Here is a 23,549-nt window from a genome sequence, read left to right on the forward strand (position 1 = left end):
CCGAACGTCATTGATGCCCTACTCCGCAGCCTTCTGGCGGGCCTCCGCAGCGTTGGCGGCACCGCGGGCGGCTTCGGCTTCGGCTTCCTTCTTCGCGACGTCGCGTTCCGCCTCGGCCTTGTCCTGCTGGGCCTCGCCCGCTTCCTTCAGACCGTCGTTCCCGGTCACGGTGCCGGCGACCTCCTTCGCCTTGCCGACGACATCCTCGACGACGCCCTTCACAGCGTTTTCGGGTCCACTCTCGCTCATAACCGATCCTCTCGTTTTGGACGAACGCCGCTTCGATACCCGCTGCGGCGCGAGTCAACCCTCGGCGGCGGTTACGCGTCCGCGACGTCGGATCGGCCGTGCCGCCTGCTGAACCGCGCGAGCACGGTGGACAGCTTGAGCAGGGAACGCGACAGCCTCGTGGGCTGGTCGTCGTGGCGGTGCTCGACGAAGCGCCCGGACTTCCGAAGTGCCACCACCAGCACGGGGACGAGCAGGGAGGCTAGTAACCAGCGCCGAATCGGTGTGCTCAGCAGAGCAAGCATGACAACGTCCCTTCGACGGTTGGATGGCCGTGACTTGTTACCCGCGTGCGGTCGTCGGGAAACGCTCCGCCGTCACCCGGCCGGATCCGCGGTGCGATGATGTGCTCTCGTAGATCACGCGAAAGATGAGGACGGAGTGAGCTCACCTCGCCGACTGGCCGACCGCTACGAACTGGGCGACATCGCCGGGTTCGGCGGGATGGCCGAGGTGTTCCGCGCTCGGGACGTCCGCCTGCACCGTGACGTGGCGGTCAAACTGCTGCGCGCGGATCTCGCGCGCGACCCGCAGTTTCACGCGAGGTTCCGGCGCGAGGCCAAGAACTCCGCTGCTCTCAACCACCCGGCGATCGTCGCCGTCCACGACACGGGCGAAACCGGCGAGCCCGAGGGGTCGCGGCCCTTCATGGTGATGGAGTTCATCGACGGCGTGACGCTGCGCGACGTCGTGAACGCCGAGGGTCGGATCGCCGTCCGTCGGGCGATCGAGATCGTCGCCGACGTCTGTCAGGCGCTGGCCTTCAGCCATCGGCACGGCATCGTCCACCGCGACATCAAACCGGCCAACATCATGCTCACCGCAGACGGCGCGGTGAAGGTCATGGACTTCGGCATCGCGAAGGCCGTGACGGACAGCGGCAATCTGACGCAGACCGCCGCGATTCTCGGCACGGCCCACTACCTGTCGCCCGAGCAGGCGCATGGTGAGGACGTCGACGGCCGCTCCGACATCTACTCCCTCGGCTGCGTGCTATACGAACTCCTCACCGGCGAGCCGCCGTTCACGGGAGACTCGCCGGTGTCGGTGGCGTACCAACACGTCCGCAAGGACCCGCAGCCACCGTCGCGTCGAACCGACGGGCTGTCCGCCGACGTCGATGCCGTAGTCCTGAAGGCACTGGCGAAGAACCCCGACAACCGCTATCGCACGGCGACCGAGATGCGTGACGACCTTCTCCGCGTCTACGCCGGGCAGACGCCCGAGGCGCCGAAGGTGTACTCGGACGTCGATCACGCGTCTCTGATAGACACCCTGCCGCGTCATCGAGCGCGCGAGGCCCCGCCCGCTGCACGTAAACGGTGGTTGGCGATCATCGCGACGATCGCGGTAATCGCCGTCGCGGCGGTCATCGCCGTACGGGTAGTGAACGGTGGTGACGTTCGCATCCCCGAGCTCCGCTCGCAGACCGAACAGGAAGCCGTCGCATCACTACAGGCGCTCGGCTTCCGCACGACGACCAGCGACGCCACCGATGCGCAGATCGACCTCGGTAGGGTGGTCGGCACCGACCCGCCGGCCGACACCGTGGCCGACCGGGACGACACGGTCACCGTCAAGGTGTCCATCGGCCCCGAACAGAAGCGCGTGCCCGTCGTTCGCGACCTCACGCCGGACGCCGCCGAGCGTGCCCTGAAGGCGGCTGGTTTCACTGAAATCCGGCAGACCACAGGTGTATCCGAGCCGCAGGACGTCGGAAAGGTCACGGGCACCGTGCCCGAGGCCGACTCGCTGTCAGCCGTGACCAACCCGGTGACGATCGTGGTGGGCGGCGGTCCCGGCGCCGCTGCGGTGCCCGACGTCGCCCGACAGACGTACGACTCGGCTCTGCGGGTGCTGCAGGTCGCCGGCTTCACTAAGGTCGTGCGCGTGGATGCCGACAGTCCGGCACCGATCGGAGAGGTCGTCGCGACCAATCCCCCTGCGGGACAGACGGTTCCGTTCGACAGTGTCGTTCAGGTTCAGGTCTCGATGGGCAACCAGTTCGTGATGCCGCCGCTGGTCGGTCTGTTCTGGGACGACAACAGCACCAGCTCGGCGATCTCTCAACTGAAGGCGCTCGGGTGGAACGGCACCATGTTTCGGAGCGCCGACACACCCGACAGTGGTCAGCGGACCAACGCGGTCGTCATCCAGAACCCCGCGCCGGGTACGCCGTTCGCCAAGAACGGCACCATCACGCTCAGTTTCGCGTCGTAAGTGGGGCGGGCGGGGCTCGAACCCGCGACCTAGGGATTATGAGTCCCCAGCTCTGACCGACTGAGCTACCGCCCCGTCGCGCTGGTGCGCAGGCAACATCCTCCCATGCCCGCGAAACCGATCAGCGAGCGAGCGCGCCTATCAATTCCTTGACCTTCGAGGCCTCGTCGCCGCTGAGTTCCTGCTCGGCCTCGACGGCCTCGAGCAGATCGGCGCGCAACCCGGCGCCGTTGGCCGTCTCCTGCACGGACAGCCGCGCATTGCGCCGCGCCAGATACATCTGCTGCCCCAGGGTGGCGCCCGGTCCGTTGGCGGCCTGCACCATGAGGGCGTCGTAGGCGTTGCGCACCTCGGCCAGCGACACGATCACCGTCGGGGTGACCCGGCTCCGGCTGGCGGCCTGCGCCAGCGCCGCCTCCAGCTTGCGCAGACCCGTGAGCACGACCGCGGCCTTCGCCGGGTACTCGGAGTCCTCGGGGTCGGGCAGCGAGTCGATCGAGGCGCCGAACATGTGCATGGCCGCGTCGGCGACACTCGAAATCAACTGTGCCTCACCTTCATCTGGCTGGCCGTTAGCACCGTTTGCCATGAAACCTCAACCTTCGGACGGCACACCGCAGTGCACACGAGTCGATCGAACAGGGGGTGTCCCGACGTCCGCGGACGTGACAGAGACCGTGATGAACCTAACGCCTGTCCTGGAGTGTTTCAACCGCTCCGTACCAACTCAGCCGTAGACCGGTTGACCGTCGGCGCCGAGCAGGTACCGCTCCGTTCCCTCCGGCACGCGGGGTGCGTCGGCGGCCAGCGCGACGGCGATCTTGTTGGTCGCATTGCGCATCACGTCGAGGGTCAACTCGAGCGCCTCCTCGTCGGTGAAATGCGCGCGGACGCCCGCGGCCACGTCCGTGCCGATCCGCGACGGCGTCCAGATCAGCGCATCGACATAGCGCAGCGCCGCCTTCTGTCGCTCGTCCAGCAGGGTCGACTCCTCATAGCGCTCGATATCGACGTACATCGGCTCGCTGCCGCCCGCATCGAGCGCCGCTCCCTCGCGCAGCGACCTGCACAGCCGGCAGTTGTGCTGCACGGCTCCGCGCAGTCGCACCACCTCGGTCAGCACCGGGTCCAGAGCACGACGGGCGCCCACCATCGGAGCGAATCCGTTCAGCAGCAGATCGACGGGCTCGGTGTCGCGATCCCAGTCGGCGGGAGCCGGCACCGGCGGCAGGCCGAGCGCGGCGAGTCCGGCCTGCACCCGCGGCAGGTAGTCGGCCACGAACGTGAGGGCCACCACACCGAACGTTCTGGCGCCCAACGCCTTCGACAACGCCCCGCGCTGCGCGTCGCTGAGCACCGACACGTCGGTCGCGAACTGCTCGGCGAAGTCGGCGACGACGGGATGGTCGACGGCGGGGCCGTCGGACGGCAGCGCGGGCAGGCTCAACGCCGCCGCGCACGTCCGCCTCACCAGCGCGTTGAGGCCCGGGTCGTCGCTCGGGGATAGCGCCACCAGGCGCGTCAACATCCCGTACAGTTCGCCGTCCATGTCGGCGATTATTGCGCCTGGCTCACCGATGACATGTGGAAGTCGGGAATCCGCAGCGACGGCATCGCGGCCCGCGTCGCCCAGTCACCCCACTCACGCGGCAGGTTGACCTCGCTGACGCCCGCCTCGGTCGCACGGCGCAGCAGGTCGAGCGGGCTCTCGTTGAACCGGAAGTTGTTGACCGCGCCCGTCACCGCGCCGTCCTCGATCAGGTAGACGCCGTCGCGGGTGAGCCCGGTCAGCAGCAGCACGGTGGGATCGACCTCGCGGATGTACCAGAGCGTCGTCAGCAGCAATCCGCGTTCCGTGCGGGCGATCATGTCGTCGAGGCCCGCCGTGCCACCCGTCATCAGGAGGTTGTCGGCGGGCACCGCCACCGGGGTGCCGAACTCGGCGGCGGCGGCGCGTGGATACGCCAGCGCGTTGATCACCCCGTCGCGGATCCAGTCCACCCGCCCGATGTCCAGGCCGTTGTCGAACACCGACACCCGCTCCGAGGACGTGGCCGCCGAGACGAAGGGCGCGCAGCCCAGACCGGGGGCCGCCGGGTCGGAATAGAGCGTCAGGCCCAGATCGGTCAGCCGCTCCCCCACCCTGGTGCCGCCCGGCGCCGACAGTGCGGTGCGCCCCTCCTGCGCGCCGCGGCCGTCCATCGTCCAGTTGAGGTAGATCATCATGTCCGCGACGGTTGACGGTGGCATCAGCGTCTCGTACCGGCCGGCGGGCAACTCGACGGTGCGCTCCGCCCAGCCCAGCCGAACGTCCAGCTCGTCGAGCATGGAATCCGTTGGCACACCGACGAAGTCGGGAGTACTGACTCCGACCCAGGCACTGGCGTCACCGCGCTTGGCGTTGATCTCGACGGTGCCGGTCGGCTGCGTGTAGCGCAATCGCACTCCCGTCGACGTCGCGAGGAACGTCGTCGTGAGCTCGTGCCGGGCGAACCCGTACAGCCGGTCGGATGCGCGGAAGCCGCGGGCCAGGCTCGTCGCCAGGTCGGAGAAGACGTCGCACCCGGTGACCGCGACGGCGTCCTCCCAATCCTCGGGAAGCCCGGCACCCGTCAGCGCGGGCGCCGCGTCACGCGCCTCGGGGGCGGCGTTCGCCGCCCTGGCCGACGCCGCCACCAGATCGGTGATGGCGCGCGGGTCCACCTCACTGGAGGTCACCGAGCCGACGTGGGCGGTGTCGCCGCGCCGCACGATCGAGACGACTGCCGTCTCCCGGCCGATCGTCTCGCCGTTGGTCGTCATGGTGTTGCCCGCCCAGCGCAGCGACGCCGTCGAGCGGTCCATCACCAGCACAACGGTCTCGTCGGCGGCGCCCAACCGGGCCGCCTCGGCGAGCGCCAGTCCGGCGACCTCGGGTGCCGGGATCATGCCCGCCCTCCCTCTTCACGCGTGTTCAGCACACTGATGCCCCGAAACAGCGCCGACGGGCACCCGTGACTGACCGGTGCCACCTGGCCGGGTTGCGCCTTGCCGCAGTTGAACGCCCCGCCCAACCGCCATGTCGACGCGCCGCCGACGGCCTCGAGCGCGCCCCAGAAATCGGTGGTGGTGGCCTGATAGGCGACGTCGCGCACCTGTCCGTCCAAGCGGCCATTGCGGATTCGGAAGAACCGCTGCCCGGTGAACTGGAAGTTGTAGCGCTGCATGTCGATCGACCACGACTTGTCGCCGACGATGTAGACGCCGTCGTCGACGCGGGCGATGAGGTCGTCGGTGCTCAGTTCCTCCGGCCCCGGCTGCAGCGACACGTTGGCCATCCGCTGAATCGGGACGTGGTGCGGCGAGTCCGCATAGGAGCAGCCGTTGGATCTGGGGACGCCGAGCTTCGGCGCGAACACCCGGTCCAGCTGGTAACCGACGAAGATGCCGTCGCGGACGAGGTCCCAGCTCTGCGCGCGGACACCCTCGTCGTCGAAACCGACTGTCGCGAGCCCGAATTCGACGGTCCGGTCGGCGGTGACGTTCATCACCTCCGATCCGTATCGCATCGTGCCCAGCTTGTCCGGGGTGGCGAACGACGTACCGGCGTAGGCCGCCTCGTAACCGATGGCACGGTCGTACTCGGTGGCGTGGCCGATGGATTCGTGGATCGTCAGCCACAGGTTCGTCGGATCGATGACGAGATCGGTTGCACCCGCGGTCACGCTCGGCGCCTTGACCTTCTCGGAGAGCAGGGCGGGCAGCTGCGCGAGTTCGGTCGTCCAGTCGAACACGTCGTCACCGGCGACGGCCTCCCAGCCGCGCGCCATCGGCGGGGCCAGCGTGCGCATCGAGTCGAAGGACCCCGCCGCAGCGTCGACCGCGACGGCGTCGACCGTGGGCTGCACCCGCACCCGCTGTTGCGTGATCGACGAGCCGAGCGTGTCGGCGTAGAAGGTCTGCTCCTTGACGGCGTGCAGCGCCGCCGACACGTGGTCCACGCCGTCGCTGGCCAGCAGCCGGCCCGAGTACTCGCCGAGCACCGCGATCTTGTCGGCGGCCGGCACGTCGAACGGGTCGATGCGGTAGTCGGACACCCAGCTGACGTCGGTGTACACCGGCTCCGGTGCGAGTTCGATGCGCTCGGAGTTCAAAACCGCCAGCGACGTCGCCACCTTTACGGCGCGACGCGCGGTCTCCGCGGCGACGGCCGGGTCGAGTTCGGCGTGCGACGCGAACCCCCACGTGCCGTTGACGATGACGCGCACCGCCAACCCGATCTCACGGTTCACCACCGACGTCTCCAGCTCACGGTCCCGTAACTGGATGAGTTCGGTCGTGATGCGGTGCACCCGCAGATCGGCGTGGCTCGCGCCTGCGGCGAGCGCGGCCGACAATGCTGCGTCGGCCAACTCCTGCCGCGGCAGCGCAAGGAAGTCCGGGTCGACTCGTCGGCGCGCTGTCACGGAAACCACCGTAGCGGCAACAGCCCCACGGCACGGGGATGGCCTTTAATGGCTGGGTGAGGTTACGCCGCAGGGAGCCGCGCGACGTATCCCCCGTCACTGCGCTCGCCCGACGACCGGGTCGCATCGCCCGCGCGCTACCGCGGATGCGACGCACCGCCGTCGCCTATCTGTTGCTGACCCCCAGCCTCTTCGGCGTCGTCGTCTTCCTGCTGCTGCCGATGCTCGTCGTGCTGTGGCTCAGCGTGTACCGCTGGGACCTGCTCGGCCCCATGCAGTACGTCGGTTTCGCCAACTGGCGCTCGGTGCTGACGGACGTGACCTTCGCCAAGTCGCTGCTGGTGACCGTCCTGTTCATCGCGATGGTCGTGCCGCTGCAGACGGTGCTCGGACTGTTCGCGGCCCTGATGCTGGCGCGCGATCTGCCCGGCACCGCGTTCTTCCGCACCCTGTACGTGCTCCCGTGGATCTGCTCGCCGCTGGCGATCGCGGTGCTGTGGCGGTGGATCCTGGCGCCCACCGACGGCGCGATCAGCACGGTGCTCGGACACCGCATCGAGTGGCTCACCGACCCGCACCTCGCGCTGCCCGTCGTGTCCGCCGTCACCGTCTGGACGAACGTCGGATACGTCACGCTGTTCTTCCTCGCCGGGATCCTCGCGGTGCCGCGGGAACTGCACCAGGCCGCCAGCACCGACGGGGCGGGCTCGTTCCAGCGGTTCCGGCGCATCACGCTGCCGCTGCTGCGACCGACGATGTTCTTCGTGTTGGTGACGGGGATCATCAGCGCGGCACAGGTTTTCGACACCGTCTACGCGCTGACCGGCGGCGGCCCCAGCGGCACCACCGATCTGGTCTCCCACCGCATCTACGCCGAGGCCTTCGGGGCGGCGGCCGTCGGACGCGCCGCGGTGATGGCGGTCGTCATGTTCGTGCTGCTGATCGGCGTCACGCTGGCGCAGCAGGCCTACTTCCGACGACGGATCAGCTATGACCTCGTATAAGCGGGCGATCGGGTGCATCGCCTCGGGCGTCGTCATCTACCCGGCGCTGCTCGTCGGCGCCGTCGTCACGCTGGTCCCGTTCGGGCTCGGACTGCTGACCTCGATCACCTCGGCGCGCCAGTTCAACACCGAGTCCCCGCTCTCGCTACCCACTCCCCCGACCCTGGCCAACTACTTCGGACTGGCCGAAGCCGGGTTCGGCCGCGCTCTGGTGGTGACGGCACTGGTGACCGCCGTCGTCACGGTCGGGCAGCTGACCTTCTCGGTGCTGGCGGGTTACGCCTTTGCGCGCCTTGAGTTCCGGGGCCGGGACACCCTGTTCTGGCTGTACGTCGCGACGCTGATGGTGCCCGCGACGGTGATGGTCGTGCCGCTGTACCTGATGATGGCCGAGGCCGGGCTGCGCAACACCTTCTGGGCGCTGGTGTTGCCGTTCGTGTTCGGGTCGCCGTACGCGATCTTCCTTCTCCGCGAGTACTTCCGGACCATTCCCGACGATCTGATCCGGGCCGCCCGCATCGACGGGGCGAACACCATGGACGTCATCTTCCACGTCGTGCTCCCCGCGAGCAGGCCGATTCTGGTGACGCTGGCGTTGATCACCGTGGTGTCGCAGTGGAACAACTTCATGTGGCCGCTCGTCATCACCAGCGGTGACACCTGGCGCGTGCTGACTGTCGCGACGGCAGGACTGCAGTCGCGCTACGACGCGCAGTGGACGCTGGTGATGGCGGCGACGACGGTCGCAATCGTCCCGCTGATCGGACTGTTCGTCGTGCTGGGCCGCCACATCGTCCGGTCGATCATCGTGACGGGGCTGAAGTGACGCCGCCCCGAGCATCGACGTTGTTCGTCGCAGGCATCGCGGGGCTCATGGCGGTGCTGTTGGCCGCGGCGTTGCTGCTGGGTCGCTCGCCGGACACGTCCGACCACACCGTGGTGACCGTGCGGTTGTGGGATGACCAGGTGGCGGCGGCCTATCGCGCGTCGTTCGACGAGTTCAGCAGGCAGAACCCGGATATCGAGGTCCGCCTCAACGTCGTGGCCTACTCGTCGTACTTCGACACGCTGCGCACCGACGTGGCGGGAGGCGGCGCCGACGACGTCTTCTGGCTGTCCAACGCGTACTTCGCGGGCTACGCGGACGGCGGCCATCTGCTGGACATCGGGGCGACGCTCCGGCCGGACCTCGCCCGAGGCTGGGACCGCAACGTCGTCGCCCAGTTCACCCGCAACGGCGTGCTGTGGGGTGTCCCGCAGCTCACCGACGCGGGGATCGCGGTCTACTTCAACGCCGATCTCCTCGACGCCGCCGGGGTCAACCTCGTCGAACTGATCGGGTTGCGGTGGTCCCCCGGTGCGGGCGACACGTTGCGCGCCCTGCTGAAGCGGCTCACCGTCGACGAGGACGGTCACCGCGCGAACAGTCCGGAGTTCGACCCGACGAGGGTGCGCCAGTGGGGGTACAACGCCGCCAACGACCTTCAGGGCATCTACCTGAATTACGTCGGGTCGGCGGGCGGGGTGTTCCAGGACGGCGACCGGTTCGCCTTCGACAACGCCGCGGGCGTGCTGGCGTTCCGGTATCTGGTCGACCTCATCAACACCGATCACGTCTCACCGCCAGCGTCGGACACCAACGACAACGGCGACTTCTCCCGCAATCAGTTCCTCTCAAGCCGGATGGCGCTGTTCCAGTCCGGGACCTACAACCTCGCCGCGGTGGCCGACCAGGCCACGTTCCGGTGGGGTGTCGCGATGCTGCCGACCGGACCGACGGGCCGCGTCTCGGTCACCAACGGCATTGCCGCCGCGGGCAATTCGGCCACCCGACACCCCGGCGCGGTGCGCCGGGTGCTGGAGTGGATGGGCAGCCCGATCGGCAACGGCTTCCTGGGGTCGGGTGGTGCGGCGATCCCCGCGGTGACGACGGCCCAGCCGGGCTACTTCGCGTACTGGGCGTCACGGGGTGTGGACGTGCGGCCGTTCTTCCGGGTTCTGGACGGACCCCGGATCCCCGCGCCCGGCGGTCCCGGTTTCCCCGCCGGGTACCAGGCCATCAAGCCCTACTTCGACGAGATGTTCCTCGGCAGAGCCGATGTCGCCGCCACGCTGGCCGACGCACAGCGCGCCGCGAACGCCGCGGCGGCGGGATAGCGGTCCGAGCCGTTTGACGCGCGGCGAAAATTTGTCGTACTGCCGTGCCAGTATGGGGTCATGTCCACGGCGGCAGCGTCTTACGGGCCCGACCTCAGTCGCGGCGAGCGCCTCGACGCGTTGTTCGCCGAACTCGCCGAGATCACCGGACAGCGCAACGCCCTGGACGGCCGCATCGTCGACATCGTCGCCGAGATCGACGGCGACGGCGTCTACGGCCTCTGGGGCAACACCGGCTGCCGCTCCATCGCCGCACTGGTCGCCTGGAAGACCGGCTGCTCGCCGCGCAACGCCGAGACCGTCGTCGCCGTCGCCAAACGCGCGACCGAGTTCCCGCGGTGCACCGACGCCCTGCGCGAGGGCCGGCTCTCGCTGGATCAGGTCGGGGCGATCGCCGAGAACGCCGGCGACGGTTCCGACGCCCACTACGCCCACCTCGCCCGGAGTGCGACGGTCACCCAACTGCGCACGGCGATCAGCCTGGAATCCACACCCGACAAGCCGGCACCCGAACCGAAGCGCTCCATCACCAAATCCGAGCACGGGGATCACACCACCTGGAAGATCACCCTCCCCAAGCTGGACGCCGCCCGGTTCGACGCCGCGCTGGGCTCGCACCGCGACGCGCTGATCGCCGACTGGACACGGGATCACGACGACCGCGAAACCGGGCAGACCCCGCCGATGCCCACCACCGTCGACGCGTTCCTGAGCCTCGTCGACGCCGGCTGGGACACCGACGCCGCGGCCCGCCCGCACGGCCAGCGCACCACCGTGGTCGCGCACCTCGACGTCGACCAGCGTCTCGCGTCGCTGCATCTGGGGCCGCTGCTGTCCGACGAGGAGCGCCGCTACCTGCTCTGCGACGCCACCTGCGAGGTGTGGTTCGAACGCCAGGGCCGGGTGATCGGCACCGGGCGGGCCACCCGCACCGTGAACCGCCGCCTGCGCCGCGCTCTGGAGCACCGCGACCACGGCACCTGCGTCGTGCCCGGCTGCGGAGCCACCCGCGGACTGCACGCCCACCACATCGTGCACTGGGAGGACGGCGGACCCACCGAACTGGACAATCTGGTCCTGGTCTGCCCGTACCACCACCGCCTGCACCACCGGGGTGTCATCACCATCGGTGGCGACGCCTACCACCTCACCGTCACCGACCGCCGCGGCCGAATATTGACCAACGCCTCCCTCGCCCGGCCACCGACGACACCCCCACCCGCGGTCGCCCCCTACAAGGGGCCGACCGGCGAACGCGCCCACTGGTGGTGGTACGACCCGTACACGCCGAACCCACCACCGACGACCAACTAGGTCGTCACAGAGTCGGCGCTACGCGCTGGTCGCCAGCGGCGAGAGCAGTTCGATGTAGAGCGACACCGCGCAGAGCGCGATGACGATCGCCAGTGCGGCCGCGTCGCGCCGCTTCGGCCGGGACTCCAGCGCGGAGATCTGTCCCGAGCCGCCGCGCGCGGTGATCGCGTCACCCATCTCGTCGGCGCGGCGCAGTGCCACCGTCACCGCAGCCGCCAGCAGGTCGATCAGTTCGGCGGCCCAGCGCCTACGCCTGTCGCGCCGGGTGATTGCGGGGTCCTTCGGACGCAGGCGGCGCGCCGCGAACAACACGCGGAACTCGTCGATGAGCATCGGGAACGCCCGCAGCGCGAGCGCGATGGTGACGGCCCAGTCGTCGACCGGGAGGCGCAACACCTTCAGCGGACGCCCCAGTTTGGCTATTGCAGGAGCGATTTCGGCGACGCTGGTGGTCCAGGACACCAGCATGCCGAGCCCGAGCAGCACAATCGACAGCGCGGTGATCCGCAGGAAGCTGAGCAATCCGCCGAGGCCGACCGTCAGCCCGGCGACGTCGACGTGCGGGGCACCGCCGCCGAACGTCGCGGTCACCCCGCCTAGGAGCAGGAGGACCCACAGAAACACCGGGACCGAGGGCAGCGCCCCGCGCGGCACACCTGCCAGCCGAGCCGTCACGACGACCAGCACGGCGACCAGACCGATGGGAATCCAGCCGGGGTAGAACGTCATGAGAATCCCGATGCCCAGGACGGTGAGTAGCTTCGTCCCCGCCCACAGCCGGTGGACGACGGTGTCGCCGGGCACCGGGCGCAGCAGGACCACGGGCCTGCGCTGCTTTCCGGGTGAGGTCACGCCGCACCCCCCGTCGGAGCGGGCGACGGCGCCAGTTCGCCGGCGTGCAGGTTGATGGTGCGCGGGCACAGCGCCTCGAGTCCCGCGAAGTCGTGCGAGATGACCACGACCGTGAGGCCGGTGTTGCGGCGCAGGTCCTCGAGCAACCGCAGCAGCCCGCGCTGGCTGGCGGCGTCGAGCCCGGCCAGCGGTTCGTCGAGGATGATCGCGCGCGGTGAACGGGCCAGCAGACCCGCGAGCACGACCCGGCGCATCTGCCCGCCCGACAGCTGATCGATGCGTCGCAGCCCCAGCGTGGGGTCCAGACCAACGGCGGCGAGGGCGCGCTCGACGAGGCGGTGATCGTGATAGTCGAAGCCGGCGGCCGCTGCGATCTCGAGGTCGACCCGGCTGCGCATCAGCTGCAGACGAGCTGCCTGAAACGAGATCGCCACGGCGCCAACCTGTTCGGCGACCGGCCTACCGTCCAACAGGCAGCTGCCCTTGCTCGGCTGCAGAAGCCCGGCCATGATCCAGGCCAGGGTCGACTTGCCCGAACCGTTGAGCCCGTGGATGAGCACCCCGTCACCCTCACCGACGACGAAGTCGATGTCGCGCAACGCCGTTGACGCCCACGGCGTGCCGCGGCCGTACTCGTGGCTCACTCCCCTGACCTCCAGCAGCGGGGCTCCGCTGTGATGCAGTGCAGGCCCCGCCTCGGGCGCGGGCGCGGTCTCGACCATCTGCACGTTGTCGGCGTTGCCGGTGAGGTTCACGACGCGGTCGCCCGCGTCGGCCTCGTCGTTGTAGTGGGTGATGTGCACCAGCGACATCCGATGTCGCTCGGTGAGTCCCGAGAGCACCTGGATCAACCCCTCGCGCCCCGCCTGGTCGACCATGCTGGTGACCTCGTCGGCGATCATCAGCTGCGGTTCCCGCGCGAGAGCCCCGGCGACGGCGAGGCGCTGCAGCTCCCCGCCCGAGAGCCCACCGGTGTCGCGCTCGCCGAGCCCGGTGAGTCCGACCTCGTCGAGCAGCCGGTCGACGTCGGTGGCGGTGCCCGGCGGCAGGCCCCATACGACGTCGTCGACGACCCTGGTGCCCAGTACCTGACTTTCGGGGTGCTGCATGACGACGGCAGTGCCACCGAACTTGCCGAGTCCGACGGCGCCGGGACGTTCGAGTGTTCCCGAGGTGGGCTGACGCCCGGACAGCAGCAGCATCAGCGTCGTCTTGCCGGAACCGTTGGCGCCCGTGATGGCGAGGTGTTCACCGGGTTCCACGGTCAGCGTGATCGGTCCGACCGCGTCGTGATCGGCTCCCGGATACCGGAAGCGGACGTCGCGGAACGTCGCGGGGACGGGTGCCACCGGTGCGTCGTCGGCCGAGTAGTCGAGTTTGTGGACGTCGGGGACGCCGGACAGCCGATGCAGCACCCGCGACAGTGCCCACCAGCCGATGAGGGTCACGAAGGTGATGCTCCAGATCGACGTGCCGATGATCAGGACGGGCCAGAACCGCAGCATGGTCGCGACGGTGTCCTTCAGCATCTGCGCGGCGTCGGCGAAGCCGGGGATCGGCAGCGCGGCGAGCACCGTGGCGGTGCCGTTCGCGTTCGCGGTGATGGTCTCGAAGATGAGATGCCTCAGGCGGGACAGGATCAGCAGTGCGGTCGTCCCGATGACTCCGAACACGGTGCCTGCGACGACCGCGGAGACGAACACCGTGAAGGTGCCCCTGCCCTTGCGCTTGACGATGCCGGCCAGGCCGCCGATGTAGGCGCAGTCGACGACGGTCATGAAGCCGCCCATGCCGGCGATCAGGAACGCGATCACGGCGCCTGCGACCGTGGCGGCGATCAGCACCCGCAGCCGATGGCGGTACGCGAGCAGGCCCATGGGCACGGTGCCCAGGAGCGACAACCCGGCCGCGAAGGGCACGACGACGGCGATGATCGCGGTGGCGGCGCAGAGGGCGGCCATGACGGCGGCGTGGGCGAGTTCGTCGGGCTGGAGGGGCCCGCTACGGCGCTGCGAGACGGGCGGAGAACCGGCACTGAGGCGGCGGGTGTCGCTCGAGCCGCTCGGTGCCATTTCACGATTCTGCCAGTCGCAGGTAGAGATGGTTCTCAGCATGCTGTGACGGTCGACACGCCGCCGCTTTGATCTACATAGAGTTCCTATGTAATCTGGTCCCATGCCTTCCCCGACCACGACCGACACCGGGCTCGCCGCGGACCTACTCTCCGTCGTCGCCCGGATCAACCGGCTCGCGACGCAACGCGTGACGATGCAGTTGCCGTTCGCCCAGGCGCGCCTCCTGTCGACCATCGAGGATCAGGGCGCCGCCCGGATCTCCGATCTCGCCGCGCTCGACCACTGCTCGCAGCCCACGATGACCACCCAGGTGCGTCGCCTCGAAGACGCCGGACTGGTCACCCGCGCCCTCGACCCGGCCGACGGCCGTGCGGTGCTCATCAGCATCACCGACGCGGGCATCGCCGCGCTGGCCCAGGTTCGCACCGACCGCGGTGCCGCCATCGACCCGTTCCTCGAGCGGCTCGACGACGCCGACCGCCGCACGCTCGCCGACGCGATCCGCGTCATGCGCCGACTGCTGGACGACGCGCGCGAGCAGCACTGAGCACTCAGGACCTCTGACCACCGACTAGAAGGAGCTGTTCGCCCGTGTGGCGCCAACCCAAGGCCGTCTGGGCCGTCGCATTCGCCTCCGTCGTCGCCTTCATGGGCATCGGTCTCGTCGACCCGATCCTGAAGCCGATCGCGGACAACCTCGATGCGACGCCGTCGCAGGTATCGCTGCTGTTCACCAGCTACATGGCGGTGATGGGTGTCGCGATGCTCATCACCGGAGTCGTGGCGAGCCGCATCGGACCCAAGCGCACGCTGCTGCTCGGTCTGCTGATCATCATCGTCGGCGCGGGCCTGTCCGGGCTGTCGGACACCGTCATGGGCATCGTCGGCTGGCGCGCCCTGTGGGGTCTTGGCAACGCCCTCTTCATCGCGACGGCCCTGGCGACGATCGTGAGCTCGGCGCGCGGGTCGGTGGCGCAGGCGATCATCCTCTACGAAGCGGCGCTCGGACTCGGCATCGCCGTGGGACCGCTCGTCGGCGGCGTGCTCGGGTCGATCTCCTGGCGCGGCCCGTTCTTCGGCGTCTCGGCCCTGATGGCCCTGGCGCTGGTCGTCACGGTGTTCCTCCTCCCCACGACACCGCGGCCGGAACGCGCCACGACGCTGGGCGATCCGTTCCGCGCGCTCAAGCACCGCGGCCTGCTCGGCGTCGGGATCACGGCGCTGCTCTACAACTTCGGCTTCTTCACCCTGCTCGCGTTCACGCCGTTCCCCCTCGACATGAACGCCCACCAGATCGGCCTGATCTTCTTCGGCTGGGGCCTGGCACTGGCGTTCACCTCCGTCGTGGTGGCACCGCGACTGCAGCATCGGTTCGGCACGATCCGGGTACTGATCGTGAACCTGCTGTTCTTCACCGCGACGCTGGTGGTCATGGCGGTCGGCACGGACAGCAAGGCGGTGCTCGCCACGTGCGTCGTCGTCGCCGGCCTGTTCATCGGCGTCAACAACACGCTCATCACCGAGACCGTGATGAAGGCGGCGCCCGTCGAGCGCGGCGTCGCCTCGGCGGCCTACAGCTTCATGCGATTCGGCGGCGCCGCCGTCGCGCCGTGGCTCGCGGGCGTCCTCGGCGAGCGCATCAGCGTGCACCTGCCGTTCTGGGTCGGTGCGGGCGCGGTGCTGCTCGCCGCTGTCGTGCTGTTCGCGACGCGCAAGCACCTCACCGGTGTCGACGCGCCGGAGACCCAGACCGACGAACTCGAGGACGAGGCCACCGCCGTCACCGTCGGCAACTGAGGCGTTCGCGGGTCAGGAGACCGTCGTCCCGATGAGCATGCCCACCCCGAAGGTCGCGGCGATCGCGATCACCCCGAACACCAGCTGCCGGACGCCGCCGACCAGAGGTGACTTCTTCGTGAACCGAGCCGCCGCCGCACCCGCCAACAGCAGCCCGGCCCCGCCGCACGCGAGCCCCGCCCACAGCGACGCGAAGCCGAGCAGGTAGGGGAGCAACGGCACGATCGCGCCGATCGCGAACATCACGAACGACGAGGCCCCGGCGACCCACGGCGACGGCTTATCGTTCGGATCGACGCCGAGCTCCTGCACGAGATGGAAGTTCAGCGCTCGCGCCTCGTCGCGGTGGATCTCCTCAGTCGCCGCCGCGGCGGTGGCCTGCGTCATCCCCATGTCCATCAGCATCGCGACGAGCTCCGCACGCTCCTCCTCCGGGTACTTGCGGAACGACCGGCGCTCGACGCGGACCTCGGACTCCACCTGCTCGTTGGCGGTCTTCACCGAGGTGTACTCCCCCATCGCCATGGAGAACGCCCCGGACAGCAGACCCGCGACACCGGAGAGGATCACGGCGTGCGCCCCGCCCGCACCCGCGCCGACGCCCGCGATGAGGGCGGTGTTGCTCACCAAACCGTCCATCGCTCCGAACGTCGCCGCCCGCAGCCATCCGCCGCTGACATCCGCGTGCCGGTGGTCGATCTGATGCGGAAGTTCCGGCGTCGCCTCGGTCATGCGGTCGATTCAACGCCCGCAGGCGACCGGCATTTCACTGAGGTCCACCTACGTTTGCCACATCACAGTTTCCTAGGACGCTGTGCGGGCTACCGTCGAGTTATGACGACCACCGCCGATTATCTGCGCAACGCCCTCGACGGACGCTGGCGCGACATGAAGAACCGCATGCGCCAAGAACTCTCCACGCCGGTGTTCAAGCCGCACTACACGCCGAACACCGTCATCGCCCGGACGAAGGTCGCCGAGCAGATGCGGATCATGGCGTCCAAGGGCGCGGCGGAGGACGGGTTCAAGAAGGAGCACGGGGGCAACGGCGACGTCGGCGCCGCGGTGACCCAGATCGAGATGCTCGCGATGAGCGACCTGTCGCTGATGGTGAAGGCCGGCGTGCAGTGGGGCCTGTTCGGCGGGGCCATCGAGAACCTCGGCACCGAGCGTCACCACCAGGCCTACGTCAAGAAGCTCATCGACCTCGATCTGCTCGGCTGTTTCGCGATGACCGAGACCGGACACGGCAGCGACGTCCAGGCGTTGGAGACCACGGCGACGTACGACCCGGAGACGCAGGAGTTCGTCATCGACTCCCCCACCCCCACGTCCCGGAAGGACTACATCGGCGGCGCGGCGAACACGGCCAGGGTGGCGGCCGTCTTCGCGCAGCTGATCACCAAGGGCGAGGGCCACGGCGTGCACTGCTTCGTCGTACCGATCCGCGACGACGACGGCAACGACCTGCCGGGCATCACGACGTCGGACTGTCAGTACAAGGGCGGACTGCCGGGCGTCGACAACGGCCGCATCCAGTTCGATCAGGTGCGCATCCCGCGCGACAACCTGCTGAACAAGTACGCCGACGTCGCCGAGGACGGCACCTACTCGTCGCCGATCGAGAATCAGGGCCGAAGGTTCTTCACCATGCTCGGCACGCTCATCCGCGGTCGCGTCACCGTCGGCGGCAGCGCGGGCGCGGCCGCCCGCGTGGCGCTGGACATCGCGACGCGATACGCGTTGGAGCGCAGGCAGTTCGAGGCTCCGGGTGCCGACGAGGAGGTGCTGATCATGGACTACCTGGTGCATCAGCGCCGACTGTTCCCGCTGATCGCGAAGTCCTACGCCCTGCAGTTCGCCCAGAACGAACTCGTCGCCAAGTGCCACGAACTGCAGACCTCCGACGATCCGGACGCCGAGGAGCAGCGCGAGCTCGAGTCCCGTGCGGCCGGCCTGAAGGCGGCCAACACGTGGCACGCCACCCGCGCGATCCAGGAGGCCCGCGAAGCGTGCGGCGGCGCAGGGTATCTCGCGGAGAACCGGTTGATCGCACTGAAAGCCGACACCGACGTCTTCACCACGTTCGAGGGCGACAACCACGTGCTCACGCAGCTGGTGGCCAAGGAACTGCTGACCGCCTACGCCGATGACGTCAAGAGCATGAGCCCGGCCCAGTGGGTGCGCTTCGCGGCGAACTTCGCAGGCGAACGCGTGCTGAAAAGGACTGCGGCGCAGACGATAATGCAGACCATCATCGACACGCGGCAGGACAACGAGGAGGAGGGCTCACTGTTCAACCGCGGCACCCAGGTCAAGATGTTCGAAGACCGCGAGGAGTACATGCTCGCCTCGGTGGCCCGCCGCCTGCAGGGCAAGTCGAAGGAGATGTCACCGTTCGACGCGTTCAACTCGGTGCAGGACCACGTGCTGCACGCCGCGACCGCGCACATCGACCGCATCATCCTCGAGGCGTTCGTCGCGGGCATCGACGCGTGCGAGGACGAGAAGGCCCGCGAGATCCTCGGCATGGTGTGCGACCTGTACGCGCTGTCGGTCATCGAGGACGACAAGTCCTGGTTCGTCGAGCACCGGTTCCTCTCGGTGGAGCGCTCGAAGGCAGTCACCCGCGGCATCAACGACCGGTGCCGCAAGCTCCGCCCGCACGCCGAACTCCTCGTCGAGGGCTTCGGCATTCCCGAGCAGCTTCGCTACGCGGAGATGCTGCACCCCGAACACATTCCGGACGCCGATGAGCACGAGGAGCAGAACGCCGAATAGTTCGGGCCCGCCGAACCGACCCGACTCAGGGGCCGGGAACCGGGTCCAGCGCCGTGAGCGCGCCGCCCTCGATGCCGAAGCGCGCCGTGCCGATACCGGTGGGGCAGCACGGCTGGTCGTCGCCCTGCTTCCACTGGTACTGCACGGTGACGGTGTCGGCGGTGGATCCCACCACGGCGATGTACGGGCGCGGCTCGGGGGTGGGCGTGCCGATGGGTGTGGCGCGGTCGAAGAACAGCAGCTGCCCCGGACTATCGGGTGCCGCGTTGTCGGATGCGACCTGCACCCAGTTGAGCCGACAGCCCCCGGTCTGCCCACGGGCGGACTCGTGCCACTGCCCGCCGCCTGCGGGTGCCGGGATCCTGGCGAGCTCGGCGGTCACGACGTCAGCGGCGGGCGCGTCGCCGGGCGCGCAGGCGGCCGCCGAGGGCGGCGGGTTACCGGCTGGCGGGTTCCACCCGCAGCCCGCGGCGAGCAGCGCGGTGAGGGCGGCGGTGATCAGAGTGCGACTGCGCATTCCACCTTCATACGCGAGCGGACGGCATCGATGTCGTGCGTGGCTCCCCCGCGTGGACTCGAACCACGAACCGTCCGATTAACAGTCGGAAGCTCTGCCAATTGAGCTACAGGGGATTGGCGTTGCGGTTGCGGGCCTGGGCTCGCGAACCGAGGCATGACTCTAGCGTACGAACGGCCCAACATGGAATTCGGTTCCGAGCGCGCCGCCGGGCGGCGCCACAGGGGCCGCGTGAGGCAGGATGGACGCAATGCACCGCCCAGTAGGAGGAGTCTCGTGATCCGGATCGCCGCCGTCCTGGCTGTCGGCTACGTCTTGGGCGCCAAGGCGGGTCGCCGGCGCTACGAGCAGATCGCGGGCACGTACAGGGCCATCACCGAGAGCCCTAAGACGAAGGCGGTCATCGACGCGGGACGGCGCAAAGTGGCGGACCGGGTCTCACCGGATCCGACGATGGTGACGGTGACGCCGATCGACGCCAAGACGTCGGTATTTCAGCCCGAAACGGGCTCAGGCAAGCGCTGAGGCGCTCAGCTGATCGGCATCTGCGAGTTCCAGCTGGTGCCGGGGAGCAGCGGGCCGGTGTTGATGCCGATGCCGCCGCCGGGCAAGCTGCCGGAGTTCGGGCCGTAAATGCCCAGGTCGGGCGTGCCGACGTTGACGCCGTTGCCGTTCGAGTAGCTCAGGCACACGCCGTCCTCCTTGTTGCCGAACCAGGAGAGGCAGGGGGCAGCATTCGCGGAAGCGGCGCTCGTCAGGGCGATGGCGACGGGAGCGGCCACGGCGGCAACCGACAGTGCGCCCGCCGCGACGAGGCGGTGTACTCGGATGGTCATGAAGGCCCTTCCAGGTCTCAGCTGCTTCCCGACGGGATAACCATAGCCCACCCACAGGGCGATCACACGGCGATCACACGGCGATCACACCGTCAGATCGTCACCGCTGGCCTGCACCAGCAGGCTCTTCCGATAGGTTTCCAGCGCGATCAGATTGCCGAACAGGTTGTTGTATTCGTCACTCTGCTCGACCGGCGACATGCGCTGCAGCTTCGACTTCATCTCGGCGATCTGCCTGCCGACCCACACCTCCTGCAGGCGTGCGAGCACCCCGCCGATGTAGCGCGGAAGGCGCTCGTCGTCGTCGACCCTGATGGCTTCGACACCGAGTTCGCTGACCAGGCCGCCCGCCTCGGCCGACGACACCTGGGTGCGGACGGCGTCGATCCACTCCGAGCCCGAGAGCCCCGCCGACATACCGCCCGCCGCCGTGATGGCCGCGCGCACCTCCGCGTAGCCGGGGTGGGTGAAGCTCTCGACGGTCAGCGTGTCGAACACCGGCCCTGCGATCGCCGGGTACTGCAGCGCCGCCTTGAGTGCTTCGCGCTGCGGCCACAGTGTGGGATCGCGGGGGTTCGGCCGGTTGACTGCCGCGGGTGCCGCGGCGGCGACCCGGCGGGCCGCGTCGCGTCGGCTGGCGGGGCCGCCCGTCTTCGCGGTTTCGCGAACCCGGCCGACGACCTGCGCCACCTCCTCCCAGCCGACCCAGCCCGCGAGCTGCCTGGCGTACTCGTCGCGCAGCGTGGGGTCCTTGATCTTGGCGACCATCGGCACGCAGCGGCGCAGCCCGGCCACCCGGCCTTCCGCGCTGTCCAGGTCGTGCTCAGCGAGGGCGTGGCGAATCACGAACTCGAACAACGGAGTTCGGCGCGCCACCAAGTCCCGTAGCGCCGCCTCGCCGGACTTCAGCCGAAGGTCGCACGGATCCATACCGTCGTCGGCGACCGCGACGAACGACTGCCCGGACAGGTTCTGCTCCCCCTCGAACGCCTTCACGGCCGCCGCCTGTCCGGCCGCGTCGCCGTCGAAGACGTAGATCAGTTCGCCGCGAAAGAAGTTGTCGTCCATCATGAGTCGCCGCAGCATCGAGAGGTGCTCGTCGCCGAACGCCGTCCCGCACGATGCCACCGCGGTCGTCACCCCCGACAGGTGCATCGCCATGACGTCGGTGTAGCCCTCGACGACGACGGCCTGATGGCCCTTGGCGATATCGCGCTTGGCCAGGTCCAGGCCGAACAGGACGTTGGACTTCTTGTAGAGCACTGTCTCCGGGGTGTTGACGTACTTCGCCTGCATCTGGTCGTCGTCGAAGATGCGGCGCGCGCCGAACCCGATGACCTCGTTGGTCGACGCGCGGATCGGCCACAGCAGACGGCGGTGGAACCGGTCCATCGGGCCGCGCTTGCCCTCGCGCGACAAGCCGGCAGCCTCCAACTCCTTGAACTCGAATCCCTTGCGTATCAGGTGCTTCGTGAGTGTGTCCCAGCCCGACGGCGCGAAGCCGCACCCGAACTGGCGGGCCGCTTCGGCGTCGAAGTTGCGTTCGACGAGGTACTGCCGGGCCGGTGCCGCCTCCGCCGACTGCAGCGCCTCGGCGTAGAACTCCTGCGCGGCGGCGTTGGCCGCGAGCAGCCGGCTGCGGCTGCCGCGATCGCGCTGCACCGACGTCGTCGACCCGCCGGTGTAGGTGACGGTGTAGCCGACCCGGTCGGCCAGCAGCTCGATCGCCTCGACGAACGTGACGTGCTCGATCTTCTGCACGAACGAGTAGACGTCACCGCCCTCACCGCATCCGAAGCAGTGGAACTGGCGGTGGTTGGGCCGGACGTGGAAGGACGGCGACTTCTCATCGTGGAACGGGCATAGGCCCTTCAGCGAGTCGACACCGGCACGCCGCAACTGCACGTAATCGCCGACGACGTCTTCGATGCGGATGCGTTCGCGGATGGCCGCGATGTCGCGATCGGGAATGCGGCCGGGCATTCGATCAGTCTAGTGGCCGGGGTGACCGCGCCTCGTGCACTCGCTCCAACCGTCCCTCGGTGTAGGAGGCGATCTGATCGATCACGACGCGCAGCCGCGCCCCGTCGTCGGCGGCCGCGGCGAACTCGGGGGCGAACTGCGGGTCGAGGCTGACCGGGGCCTGAGCCCACAGCGCCAGCGCCACCTCCTGGACGAGGGTCCGCTGGTCGGACTGGATCCGCAGGTGACCGTGGTCGGACATGATGAACTGCAGCGCCAGCATCTTCAGCACGGCGACCTCGGCGCGCACCAGCGCGGGCACCGCGAGGTCGGTGTCGAAGCGGTGCAGCGGACCCGCCCCCGCCGCCTCGCGGGTCCGCGTGATCGCGGCGTTCGCGAACCGGCCGACGAGCTCACTGGTCATCCGCTTGAGCGCTACCGACGCGATGAGGGTGCCGTCGTACTTGCCGACCTCGGCCACCACCGGCATCTCCGAGAGCCGTTCGGCAGCGGCCAGCAGGTCCTCGATGGTCAACGACGGGAAGGCGTCGGCACCGAGCCGGGCCAGCGAGGCGGCCGCGTCGGCGTCGGCGAGCACCCGCAGGTCGATGCGGCCGGAGATCACGCCGTCCTCCACGTCGTGCACGGAGTAGGCGACGTCGTCGGCCCAGTCCATCACCTGCGCTTCCAGGCACGGCCGTTCGGCGGGCGCACCGGCGCGGACCCAGTCGGCGGCGGCGACGTCGTCGTCGTAGAACCCGAACTTCCGGCGATCGCCGCGCTGCCACGGGTACTTTGCCACCGCGTCGAGCGACGCCCTGGTCAGGTTCAGTCCGGCGCTCAGGCCCTGCGGGTCAAGCACTTTCGGCTCCAGCCGGGTGAGGATCCGGAAGTTCTGCGCGTTTCCCTCGAAGCCGCCGAACGACTTGGCGATCTCGTTGAGCGCGCGCTCCCCGTTGTGGCCGTACGGCGGATGGCCGATGTCGTGGGCGAGGCCTGCGAGGTCGACGAGGTCGGCGTCGCACCCCAGGCCGATCGCCATTCCCCGGCCGATCTGGGCCACCTCCAGCGAGTGGGTGAGCCGCGTGCGCGGGGTCTCGCCCTGCCGCGGTCCGACCACCTGGGTCTTGTCCGCCAACCTGCGAAAGGCGGCACTGTGCAGCACCCTGGCCCGGTCGCGGGCGAAGTCCGTGCGGTACTCGGTGTCGGTGCCCGGCAGCACGGCACCCTTCGGACCCTCGACCACCAGGCGCTGCCGGTCGAAGTCGTCGTAGGGATCCCTGGTCGTGCTCACTGAGGCA

22 protein-coding genes and 2 tRNA genes are annotated in these 23,549 nt (G+C 69.1%); 9 read left to right on the forward strand and 15 right to left on the reverse strand.

What is annotated here, in order from left to right:
- Positions 1-18 precede the first annotated feature (18 nt).
- Both mbp1 and NM203_RS31150 read right to left on the reverse strand, forming a co-directional pair.
- Entirely contained in the window at positions 19-249 is a 231-nt protein-coding gene (gene mbp1, locus NM203_RS31145; RefSeq protein WP_255064749.1) for a microaggregate-binding protein 1, read from the reverse strand.
- A 71-nt stretch (positions 250-320) separates the two neighbouring features.
- On the reverse strand, positions 321-533 hold the full coding sequence (locus NM203_RS31150; RefSeq protein ID WP_255064751.1) for a hypothetical protein: 213 nt from the start codon (positions 531-533) through the stop codon (positions 321-323).
- A gap of 136 nt (positions 534-669) precedes the next feature.
- Here NM203_RS31150 and pknB point away from each other — a divergent pair, with 136 nt between their 5' ends.
- Positions 670-2,508, forward strand: a complete 1,839-nt coding sequence (pknB, locus tag NM203_RS31155; protein ID WP_255064753.1) for a Stk1 family PASTA domain-containing Ser/Thr kinase — start codon at positions 670-672, stop codon at positions 2,506-2,508.
- 1 nt (position 2,509) lies between these two features.
- Here pknB and NM203_RS31160 read toward each other — a convergent pair.
- From NM203_RS31160 to NM203_RS31180, 5 genes are all read right to left on the reverse strand, one after another.
- Positions 2,510-2,583 (reverse strand) — tRNA-Ile (locus NM203_RS31160).
- 46 nt (positions 2,584-2,629) lie between these two features.
- Positions 2,630-3,019 carry a hypothetical protein gene (locus NM203_RS31165; protein WP_255064849.1) on the reverse strand — a complete coding sequence of 130 codons (390 nt, stop codon included), beginning with the start codon at positions 3,017-3,019 and terminating at the stop codon, positions 2,630-2,632.
- Between the two features lie 216 nt (positions 3,020-3,235).
- Positions 3,236-4,057 (reverse strand): carboxymuconolactone decarboxylase family protein, encoded by an 822-nt coding sequence (locus tag NM203_RS31170; protein WP_255064756.1) that lies wholly within the window; start codon positions 4,055-4,057, stop codon positions 3,236-3,238.
- Positions 4,058-4,065: 8 nt separating this feature from the next.
- Entirely contained in the window at positions 4,066-5,436 is a 1,371-nt protein-coding gene (locus NM203_RS31175; RefSeq protein WP_255064757.1) for a metallopeptidase TldD-related protein, read from the reverse strand.
- Positions 5,433-6,953 carry a TldD/PmbA family protein gene (locus NM203_RS31180; RefSeq protein ID WP_255064759.1) on the reverse strand — a complete coding sequence of 507 codons (1,521 nt, stop codon included), beginning with the start codon at positions 6,951-6,953 and terminating at the stop codon, positions 5,433-5,435. Before NM203_RS31180 ends, NM203_RS31175 begins: the two co-directional genes overlap by 4 nt.
- Positions 6,954-7,099: 146 nt before the next feature.
- On the opposite strand from NM203_RS31180, the gene NM203_RS31185 reads away from it, so the two are divergent.
- Genes NM203_RS31185 through NM203_RS31200 form a run of 4 tightly spaced genes read left to right on the forward strand, consistent with a single transcriptional unit; the run spans position 7,100 to position 11,428 of the window.
- Positions 7,100-7,957 carry a carbohydrate ABC transporter permease gene (locus NM203_RS31185; RefSeq protein WP_255064761.1) on the forward strand — a complete coding sequence of 286 codons (858 nt, stop codon included), beginning with the start codon at positions 7,100-7,102 and terminating at the stop codon, positions 7,955-7,957.
- On the forward strand, positions 7,944-8,783 hold the full coding sequence (locus tag NM203_RS31190; protein WP_255064762.1) for a carbohydrate ABC transporter permease: 840 nt from the start codon (positions 7,944-7,946) through the stop codon (positions 8,781-8,783). The genes NM203_RS31185 and NM203_RS31190 overlap by 14 nt, the downstream gene beginning before the upstream one ends.
- On the forward strand, positions 8,780-10,114 hold the full coding sequence (locus NM203_RS31195) for an ABC transporter substrate-binding protein (protein WP_255064763.1): 1,335 nt from the start codon (positions 8,780-8,782) through the stop codon (positions 10,112-10,114). Before NM203_RS31190 ends, NM203_RS31195 begins: the two co-directional genes overlap by 4 nt.
- 60 nt (positions 10,115-10,174) lie before the next feature.
- On the forward strand, positions 10,175-11,428 hold the full coding sequence (locus tag NM203_RS31200) for an HNH endonuclease signature motif containing protein (RefSeq protein WP_255064764.1): 1,254 nt from the start codon (positions 10,175-10,177) through the stop codon (positions 11,426-11,428).
- Between the two features lie 18 nt (positions 11,429-11,446).
- Here the strand turns inward: NM203_RS31200 and NM203_RS31205 are convergent, their stop codons facing one another.
- A complete protein-coding gene (locus NM203_RS31205; RefSeq protein ID WP_255064765.1) occupies positions 11,447-12,280 on the reverse strand; it encodes a CbiQ family ECF transporter T component in 834 nt (277 codons plus the stop codon).
- The gene (locus tag NM203_RS31210; RefSeq protein WP_255064766.1) at positions 12,277-14,352 is read right to left on the reverse strand and encodes an ABC transporter ATP-binding protein; all 2,076 of its coding nucleotides are present in this window, start codon (positions 14,350-14,352) and stop codon (positions 12,277-12,279) included. Before NM203_RS31210 ends, NM203_RS31205 begins: the two co-directional genes overlap by 4 nt.
- 103 nt (positions 14,353-14,455) lie before the next feature.
- Between NM203_RS31210 and NM203_RS31215 the strand changes: the two genes are divergently transcribed.
- Together NM203_RS31215 and NM203_RS31220 are read left to right on the forward strand one after the other, a co-directional pair.
- The gene (locus NM203_RS31215; RefSeq protein WP_255064767.1) at positions 14,456-14,902 is read left to right on the forward strand and encodes a MarR family winged helix-turn-helix transcriptional regulator; all 447 of its coding nucleotides are present in this window, start codon (positions 14,456-14,458) and stop codon (positions 14,900-14,902) included.
- Between the two features lie 44 nt (positions 14,903-14,946).
- On the forward strand, positions 14,947-16,152 hold the full coding sequence (locus NM203_RS31220; protein ID WP_255064775.1) for an MFS transporter: 1,206 nt from the start codon (positions 14,947-14,949) through the stop codon (positions 16,150-16,152).
- Between the two features lie 12 nt (positions 16,153-16,164).
- On the opposite strand, the gene NM203_RS31225 is transcribed toward NM203_RS31220, so the two are convergent.
- On the reverse strand, positions 16,165-16,884 hold the full coding sequence (locus tag NM203_RS31225; RefSeq protein WP_255064777.1) for a VIT1/CCC1 transporter family protein: 720 nt from the start codon (positions 16,882-16,884) through the stop codon (positions 16,165-16,167).
- Positions 16,885-16,986: 102 nt separating this feature from the next.
- Between NM203_RS31225 and NM203_RS31230 the strand changes: the two genes are divergently transcribed.
- Positions 16,987-18,933, forward strand: a complete 1,947-nt coding sequence (locus NM203_RS31230; RefSeq protein WP_255064778.1) for an acyl-CoA dehydrogenase family protein — start codon at positions 16,987-16,989, stop codon at positions 18,931-18,933.
- Between the two features lie 25 nt (positions 18,934-18,958).
- Here the strand turns inward: NM203_RS31230 and NM203_RS31235 are convergent, their stop codons facing one another.
- Positions 18,959-19,450, reverse strand: coding sequence for an LppP/LprE family lipoprotein (locus NM203_RS31235; RefSeq protein WP_255064780.1), 492 nt, complete (start codon positions 19,448-19,450; stop codon positions 18,959-18,961).
- 40 nt (positions 19,451-19,490) lie between these two features.
- Positions 19,491-19,566, reverse strand: a tRNA-Asn gene (locus tag NM203_RS31240).
- A gap of 160 nt (positions 19,567-19,726) precedes the next feature.
- Here NM203_RS31240 and NM203_RS31245 point away from each other — a divergent pair.
- Positions 19,727-19,975 (forward strand): hypothetical protein, encoded by a 249-nt coding sequence (locus NM203_RS31245; protein WP_255064782.1) that lies wholly within the window; start codon positions 19,727-19,729, stop codon positions 19,973-19,975.
- Positions 19,976-19,980: 5 nt separating this feature from the next.
- Here the strand turns inward: NM203_RS31245 and NM203_RS31250 are convergent, their stop codons facing one another.
- The 3 genes from NM203_RS31250 to NM203_RS31260 form a co-directional block, all read right to left on the reverse strand.
- Positions 19,981-20,286, reverse strand: coding sequence for a DUF7155 family protein (locus NM203_RS31250; protein WP_255064784.1), 306 nt, complete (start codon positions 20,284-20,286; stop codon positions 19,981-19,983).
- A gap of 84 nt (positions 20,287-20,370) precedes the next feature.
- A complete protein-coding gene (gene dnaG, locus NM203_RS31255) occupies positions 20,371-22,269 on the reverse strand; it encodes a DNA primase (RefSeq protein WP_255064785.1) in 1,899 nt (632 codons plus the stop codon).
- A gap of 4 nt (positions 22,270-22,273) precedes the next feature.
- Entirely contained in the window at positions 22,274-23,542 is a 1,269-nt protein-coding gene (locus tag NM203_RS31260) for a deoxyguanosinetriphosphate triphosphohydrolase (protein ID WP_255064787.1), read from the reverse strand.
- Between the last annotated feature and the right edge of the window lie 7 nt (positions 23,543-23,549).

Origin of the sequence: Mycolicibacterium arenosum (assembly GCF_024320865.1) — a bacterium.
In the GTDB taxonomy this organism is placed as follows: domain Bacteria; phylum Actinomycetota; class Actinomycetes; order Mycobacteriales; family Mycobacteriaceae; genus Mycobacterium; species Mycobacterium arenosum.